General features: G+C 46.6%; 4 protein-coding genes. 1 reads left to right on the top strand and 3 read right to left on the bottom strand.

Translation table 11 applies throughout. The annotated features are described in order from the left end of the window. Positions 1-429: 429 nt before the first annotated feature. Entirely contained in the window at positions 430-1,539 is a 1,110-nt protein-coding gene (locus IEW26_RS22895; RefSeq protein WP_188594036.1) for an HD-GYP domain-containing protein, read from the bottom strand. Between the two features lie 225 nt (positions 1,540-1,764). Beyond that, the gene (gene gyrA, locus IEW26_RS22890) at positions 1,765-4,323 is read right to left on the bottom strand and encodes a DNA gyrase subunit A (RefSeq protein WP_188594035.1); all 2,559 of its coding nucleotides are present in this window, start codon (positions 4,321-4,323) and stop codon (positions 1,765-1,767) included. Between the two features lie 427 nt (positions 4,324-4,750). Here gyrA and IEW26_RS22885 point away from each other — a divergent pair, with 427 nt between their 5' ends. Next, a complete protein-coding gene (locus IEW26_RS22885; RefSeq protein ID WP_188594034.1) occupies positions 4,751-5,716 on the top strand; it encodes a YheC/YheD family protein in 966 nt (321 codons plus the stop codon). Positions 5,717-5,778: 62 nt separating this feature from the next. On the opposite strand, the gene gyrB is transcribed toward IEW26_RS22885, so the two are convergent. Further along, a complete protein-coding gene (gene gyrB, locus IEW26_RS22880) occupies positions 5,779-7,689 on the bottom strand; it encodes a DNA topoisomerase (ATP-hydrolyzing) subunit B (RefSeq protein ID WP_111272520.1) in 1,911 nt (636 codons plus the stop codon). Positions 7,690-7,748 lie beyond the last annotated feature (59 nt).

Genomic DNA, 7,748 nt, shown 5'->3' with positions numbered 1-7,748 from the left:
GAGCGATAAGCTCATTTTGAATCTGACGAGATTATAAATCTCATTGTTGATCTTGCAAGCAAGATCAGTACTCACTCGTTGTTCAGTTTTCAAAGATCAAACTTATTTCGTCACCTTCGCTCGTTCGCTTCAGCAACTCTTATATCTTATCATGTCCGAACCAACTTTGCAAGCTCTTTTTTTAAGCTTCTTTAGAAGCTATTTTGTAAGCTGCTTGCCGCACCGTGTAAACTGTGTTTTCTTGGCCGGAATTAGAATATACCATGTATAGAATATGAATGCAAGTTTTATTTTAAAATTAATCGAATACCTGACGCTGGAGAGCAATATATGATCTCATCATATCTCTTTTACTAAAGAATAACGTGACAAACATAAAACCTCCCCGTCTCTGAGGAGGCCTACAACCATTTCAATACTCGTTAGTTGCTAACCGAGCACTTCCTGGATATATAACTGTCTCTGCTGCATCAGATTAATGATCGTTCCCTCCACAGATACCATAGGGCGAGTCGGATGGTCACGATCGGAGAAAATAATTTCCCCAATCTGATTATTACTCAATTTCACTCGAATTCCATTATGAATCTGGGTGGAACGCTGTACAAAAGTATTCACAATTGAAGGGTCCAGTTTACCGAAGGCCTCACTTTGAATCTGCTCGAGCACCAGATACGGGGACTGTGCCTTACGATAGATTCGATCCAGTGTCATCGCATGGAAAATGTCCGCGATAGCTACAATTTTTGCATAGATATGGATCTGTGTGCCGGTAAGGTGCAGCGGATAACCTGATCCGTCTACTTTTTCATGATGCTGTAATGCTGCCAGTCTGGCTCCCTCATTAATAGCTTTAGCTTGTTTGAGTATCTGATAACCATACTTGGTGTGCTGTCTGATCTCTTCCTGCTCCTCCGCAGTCAGAGAAGAGGGTTTATGCAGAATCTGAGGATCAACTTTGTTATTGCCGATATCATGAAACAATCCTGCAAAGGCAACCTGCATCCAGTCTTTCGAAGGAAGCTCCACCCATTGAGCAAGCTGATAAGAAGTAATGGCACTCAATACAGCATGATGGTAGATATAATCATGTTCTTTCATCACACGAGGGCTGAAGGTTAGCACATTATATTGCTTGAGATGTACAAAAAGCGTCTCCAGCTGTGTTCTCAGCTCATAAACAGGCAGTTCAGCGGCCAAGGAGGAGAGGAAAGCTTTTTTGGTCATGGTAACCATCTTCTCATATTCATCCTGCAGTGTACTCACGGGTACTGAAACAATAGTGCCAGTGCGGTCCCCGCTCTTCTCAACAGTTGCTGCCCCCGAGGCTCCAGCCAGCCCTTTTGAAGAACTGCCGCCGCCAGCTACGACCTTCTCCTGTTCAATATCAATTTGATGAATCATGAAGGCTCTGAGCACTTCCACATCTTTAGGCAAAATGATTTTCCCCTTTTGCAGCAGCACGTTGCCGCGCAATGTCTGCACATCACTGCCCAGTTTCAACCCCGGTTTCACTTCGGACAGGGTAATTAATCCCATACTGATTCCCCTCACTCATCGTTCTTCTTAAAGATGATGACAATACAAGACCATAGTCCCGGTTTCTCATGTTAATTCCCATTATATTACTCAGAAAACAGGCTGTACATCCTAGATTTTGAAGCAGGTCTTCCTTTCTTGTTTTCATACTAAAAAGACTCCCGTACGGGAGCCTTCAGTTCTTGTGTTTACTCATAATAATAATTAAACAACAAGTTATTGATACTATTCTTCTGAACCTGAATCCTCACCTTGAACATCGGCCTCTGCTCCAGACGTCAACCCTTCTTCAAGCGCTGACTCTGAATCTGAGGATACTCCGGCTTCCGCTGCTTCAACGTTATCTTCATCTGGTTCTTCTTCATTTTTATCGATTCGGCTAACGGTAGCAACTGCATCTTCCTCACGGATATGAATCAGCTTCACACCCTGTGTATAACGACCCATCGTCGAGATGCCGTCCATGCTCATACGAATCAACGTACCGCTGGACGTGATGATCATCAGATCCTCTTCCGTTTTAACCATTTTGAGGCTAACGACAGCACCGTTTTTCTCGGTAACATTGATCGTTTTGATCCCTTTACCGCCACGAGTCTGCATCCGATAGTCATTGACTGGTGTACGTTTACCGTATCCTTTGGCCGTAACGATCAATACATCCAGTTCAGCATCGACAACATCCATTCCGATAACTGCATCTTGATCATCTAGCGTGATACCTTTAACCCCGGTAGCACTACGTCCCATGGAACGAACATTGCCTTCCGAGAAGCGAATGGACATCCCGTGAGCAGTACCCATGATAATCTCCTGCTGGCCATCTGTCAGCTTCACATCGATCAGGCTGTCATCATCACGCAGGGAAATACCAATCAGACCACCCTTACGGATGTTTGTGTAATCCTCAAGTGGTGTTTTCTTCACTACACCTTGACGTGTTGCAAAGAACAGATATTTGTCACTCTCGAATTCCTGCACCGGAATAACGGCATTGACGGATTCTCCCTGCTCAATCTGAATCAGATTGATAATCGGTGTTCCGCGTGCTGTACGTCCAAGCTCTGGAATCTCGTAAGCTTTCAATCGATATACCTTACCTTTATCTGTGAAGAACATCAGGTAGTTATGAGAATTGGTTACAAACAGATGCTCGACAAAGTCGGTATCCTTCGTATCCATCCCGACAACACCACGTCCTCCACGTTTCTGGCTGCGGTATGTCGATGCAGGCAAACGTTTCACGTAACCCGTATGTGTAATCGTAATGATAACCTCTTCACGTGGTATCAGGTCCTCATCAAGAATGCTTTCTTCACCCACCGTGATCTCGGTACGGCGATCGTCACCAAAACGCTCACGAATCTCTTGCAGCTCTGTACTGATAATCTCAAGCACAAGATGTTCATTAGCCAAAATTTCACGATATTCGCGAATTTTGACCATCAATTCGTTGTATTCGTTCTCGATCCGTTCGCGTTCCAAGCCTGTCAGACGTTGCAGACGCATATCAAGAATGGCCTGAGCCTGATCATGGCTGAGTGCGAAGCGCTCAATCAAACCTTCTCTAGCGGCATCTGTATTGCTGGATGAACGAATCAAAGCAATGATCTCGTCGATATGATCCAGTGCAATACGCAAGCCTTCCAGAATATGAGCACGAGCCTCTGCTTTTTTCAGTTCAAACTGGGTACGTCTGCGAATAACCTCGATCTGGTGCTGAAGGTAGTGATACAATACTTCACGCAGATTCAGAATCTTCGGTTCTTTGTTCACAATCGCCAGCATGTTAATACCGAACGTGGACTGCATTGATGTATGCTTGTACAAATTGTTCAGCACCACGCCAGGATTGACGTCCCGACGAAGCTCGATCACAATCCGCATACCGTTACGGTCAGATTCATCACGCAGATCCGTAATTCCGTCGATTTTTTTGTCACGTACCAGCTCAGCAATTTTCTCAACAAGTCTTGCCTTGTTCACCTGATACGGAAGCTCCGTAACGACGATGCGAGCTTTGTTGTTGTTCTCTTCAATATTCGTTCTGGCACGCATCGTTACCGATCCGCGTCCAGTCTGGTAAGCCTGGCGAATGCCTGAACGTCCCAGGATATAACCCGATGTAGGGAAGTCCGGTCCTTGAATATAATCCATCAGTTCCATGGATGTAATATCCGGATTTTTGATCATCGCTTGTACGCCGTCAATAACCTCTCCCAGATTATGAGGAGGAATATTGGTAGCCATACCTACAGCGATACCGCCGACACCGTTAACAAGCAAGTTAGGAAAACGAGACGGCAGAACTACCGGTTCATTTTCTTCACCATCATAGTTCGGTTGGAAGTCAATTGTATCCTTGTTGATATCCCTGAGCATTTCCATCGCGATTTTGGATAAACGTGCCTCGGTATAACGCATCGCTGCAGCCATGTCGCCATCAACTGAACCGAAGTTACCGTGTCCATCCACATGCATATAACGCAGGGAGAAATCTTGAGCCATCCGTACCATCGTCTCGTATACCGCAGAGTCACCGTGAGGGTGATACTTACCGATAACTTCGCCGACGATTCTGGCTGATTTTTTATGGGGTTTGTCAGGTGTCATACCGAGCTCCGACATTGCATACAGAATGCGCCGGTGAACCGGCTTCAATCCGTCACGTACATCAGGCAAGGCACGGCTCACAATGATGCTCATCGCATAATCCATAAACGATTCACGCATCTCGACGCCAATATCCCGATCTTTAATCTGCGAGTTCATTTCTTCCGCCATGCTGGACCTCCTTCTTGTCCTTTAACCAACGTTCCAAATCAATCATTTCGAAAAAAATAATATATGTGAAAAGCCTAACAAGGCTACAACCGCGCAAGAACGCTACTCTTTATTATATTACTTTCACAAAAGTTACACAATTAAACGTCTGCTGGGCAATAGCCTTTCTTCCGGGAACTTATGTGAGTCTGGGGATTAGCCCTGCCTTCCTCTCCAAAACCACATACAATGCTAGAAAAGCGGCATATGCACTGTCTAATTTAAGGCTGGAGCCGTTCCCAACTGGCAATCAAACTACAACTTTAGCAGCCCACAGCACAAAACGCCATATTCCTCTATTATACCACTGAAATCGTCTCTTGTCCTTTGATTTTCTGCATGCAGCCTCTCAGACGAGCCGATCAAAACAAGAAAGGACTGATGCACATTGAGTATCCAGCGCGTCTCCAGCAAATGGGCCAAAACAGCTGTCCTTCAGCACAGTCGCCACGTAAATGAATATATACCCGTGACTCGAAAATACAGCCGGCAAGCACTGGAACGGATGACCGAGTTGTTTCCGGCGAACTATATCAAGCCGGACCGCGGAACGTATGGCAACGGCGTAATGCGTGTGAAGACGAAACGGGTCACTCTGGCAGCTACTGCACCGGAAGAAACGGCAAATGAGACAAACGATGCTGAACTGTCTGAAGAATCAGAAGCTACAGAAGCTGCACATTCCACCAAGTCTGAGCTAACCCAACCAAGCAAGCTTGAGCTTCTCACCTATCATCTCCAGCATGGAACAGAGGAGCATGTCTTTCATTCTCTTGATGAATTGGAACAAGCACTAAACAAACGCATCCAACAGCGTGACTATATCATTCAGCAGGGCATTCCTTTGATGAAACATGAAGGTTTGCCTTTTGATCTGCGTGTATTAACGCAGAAGAACCTGCAGCATAACTGGGAAACGACAGGTATTCTGGGCCGAATCGCTGCACCAGGGAAAATCATCACAAACATTCATGGAGGAGGCAGGCTCGCCACGTTTGAAGAATTGGTACTCCCTCAGCTGAAAAAGGATCGATTCCAAAAGCTGCAGCATGAATTATATCGGCTCGGGATTCATACTGCAGTTCAGCTGCAGAGCACCTTTCCCAGACTTAAGGAGATCGGCATTGATATTGCACTTGATGATCAAGGCCGTCCCTGGATTCTGGAGGTCAATACGCTGCCTGGCATCTACGCTTTTGGTCTGTTGCCTGACAAAGAGGCCTATCGCAAGATCAAACGTTATGCGATTGCTTATGGACGTCTGCCCGCTTCCAAGAAGGGTAAAACAAAAAAGACAACTTCCAAAGCCTCCAAAGCGCAGGCTTCTGCCCTCAAACGTCGGACTGCCAGATAAATAAGCGCATACCACTCATAATATAAAAAAGGCGCCCTCACAGGCGCCTCTTCGCAAATCGATTAAATATCGAGGTTTTTCACGTATTTTGCATTTTCCTGAATGAAATCACGACGAGGTTCAACGTTATCCCCCATCAATGTATCAAACATGGCATCTGCCAGCATCGCATCGCTGATGGATACTTGCAGCATCGTGCGGCTTTCCGGGTCCATCGTTGTTTCCCACAGCTGTCCGGCATTCATCTCGCCCAGACCTTTGTAACGCTGGATGTTGTACTTGGCGTTCTCTCCCAGAGAAGCGATAATCTCGTCACGCTCTTTCTCCGAGCCAGCATAACGAATCACCTTGTTGCGCTCAATCTTGAAAAGTGGCGGCTGTGCGATATATACATAACCAGCCTCAATGATTTTGCGCATGTACCGATACAGGAAGGTCAGCAGCAGTGTTCGGATGTGAGCACCATCGACATCGGCATCGGTCATCAGAATGATTTTGTGATAACGTGCTTTGGAAATGTCGAAATCGTCTCCGATCCCTGTTCCCATCGCAGTGATAATTGCGCGAATTTCGGCGTTGCCGAGAATACGATCCAGACGTGCCTTTTCCACGTTCAGAATCTTACCACGCAGTGGCAAAATAGCCTGGAAGTGACGGTCACGCCCCTGTTTGGCGGAACCGCCGGCAGAGTCTCCTTCGACGATGTACAACTCGCTGATGGACGCATCCTTGGATGAACAGTCCGCCAGTTTACCTGGCAGGGAGCTGACTTCCAGCGCACCTTTACGGCGTGTTAACTCACGAGCTTTACGTGCCGCTTCACGGGCGCGAGCTGCCTGCAAGCCTTTTTCCAAAATGCGACGGGATACGGAAGGATTCTCTTCCAGAAACTCCTGCAGCTTCTCTGCGAACAAAGATTCCACAATACCACGCACTTCACTGTTTCCGAGCTTGGTTTTGGTCTGTCCTTCGAATTGCGGCTCAGGAATTTTGACCGAGATAATGGCCGTCAGACCTTCCCGTACATCGTCACCAGACAAGTTGCCGGTGCTATCTTTAATTACACCCGACTTGCGGGCATAGTCATTAATAATCCGTGTGAGCGCACTCTTGAAGCCTGATTCATGCGTTCCGCCCTCATGGGTGTTGATGTTGTTGGCAAAAGAATAAATATTCTCGGTGTAATTGTCATTGTATTGCAATGCAACTTCCACCTGAATGTTATCTCGCGCACCTTCAACATAGATTGGATTCTCGTGCAGCACCTCGCGCTTCTGATTCAGGAAGGAAACATATTCGATGATCCCGCCTTCGTACATGAAGGAATTGGTTGCACCTGTACGCTCATCCGTCAGAGTCAGGCCAATGCCTTTGTTCAGAAAAGCCAGCTCGCGGACACGTGTCAGCAATGTGTCGTAATCGTAGACGGTTGTTTCCGTAAATATCTCCGGGTCAGGATGGAATGTTACCGTTGTTCCCGTCTCATCTGTCGTACCGATGACTTTAAGATCATACTGCGGAACACCACGGCGATATTCCTGCTGATGAATATGGCCGTCACGCTTAACGGTAACCACCACTTTTTCGGACAGCGCGTTAACAACAGATACACCTACACCGTGCAAACCGCCGGATACCTTGTACCCGCCGCCGCCAAATTTACCGCCCGCATGGAGAACAGTCATAACAACTTCGAGAGCTGGACGTTTCATTTTGGCATGTTCGCCAACCGGAATTCCCCGTCCATTATCCACAACGGTTACGCTATTATCTTCGTGGATGTTGATCTCGATATGATCACAGTAACCCGCCAGCGCTTCATCGATACTGTTGTCCACTACTTCCCAGACCAGATGATGCAGACCTTTGGCACTGGTGGAACCGATGTACATCCCCGGACGTTTACGTACGGCTTCCAGTCCTTCAAGGACCTGAATTTCATTCGCATCATATGACGGTTGATTCATAGACATGCCTTTCACCTACTTCTATAGATTCAATATCTTGAATATGCGTTAACTTAAAAATATAA

This window comes from Paenibacillus silvae (genome assembly GCF_014639235.1).
Taxonomy (GTDB): domain Bacteria; phylum Bacillota; class Bacilli; order Paenibacillales; family Paenibacillaceae; genus Paenibacillus; species Paenibacillus silvae.
Note: the sequence above shows the minus strand (reverse complement) of the source record. Positions and strands in the feature narration are given on the sequence as shown.

Bases quoted from the DNA above. Each gene is read 5' to 3' on its own strand.
- gyrB (WP_111272520.1), bottom strand. From the start codon at position 7,689: ATGTCTATGAATCAACCGTCATATGATGCGAATGAAATTCAGGTCCTT.
- IEW26_RS22895 (WP_188594036.1), bottom strand. From the start codon at position 1,539: ATGGGATTAATTACCCTGTCCGAAGTGAAACCGGGGTTGAAACTGGGC.
- gyrA (WP_188594035.1), bottom strand. From the start codon at position 4,323: ATGGCGGAAGAAATGAACTCGCAGATTAAAGATCGGGATATTGGCGTC.